Origin of the sequence: Cellulomonas sp. GbtcB1, from assembly GCF_019091725.1 — a bacterium.
Taxonomy (GTDB): Bacteria; Actinomycetota; Actinomycetes; order Actinomycetales; family Cellulomonadaceae; genus Cellulomonas.
Genome location: NZ_JAGXJG010000750.1, coordinates 1 through 228, shown reverse-complemented (window position 1 = coordinate 228; position 228 = coordinate 1). Strand labels below are relative to the sequence as shown.

Annotated in this window: 1 pseudogene; it reads right to left on the bottom strand. The window is 73.2% G+C overall.

Annotated elements, in window-relative coordinates:
• Positions 1-228 (bottom strand): annotated as a pseudogene (locus KVT14_RS22065) (ABC transporter permease); the annotation flags it as partial.

Genomic DNA, 228 nt, shown 5'->3' with positions numbered 1-228 from the left:
CGCAGCGACAGCGTCTGGGCCCGCAGCACCCGCGCACCCCCCCCCCAGCCGAGGATGCCGAGGATCGCGGCGTCGACCCACAGCGGCGGGTTGGTGAACCGCGAGGCAATGATGATGAGGATCGGGATGCCGGGGATGACGAGGAAGACGTTCGCCAGGGCCGACGGCGCCTCGGACCGCCACCCCGGGAGGTAGCCGGCGAGGACGCCGACGACCAGGGCGATCGCC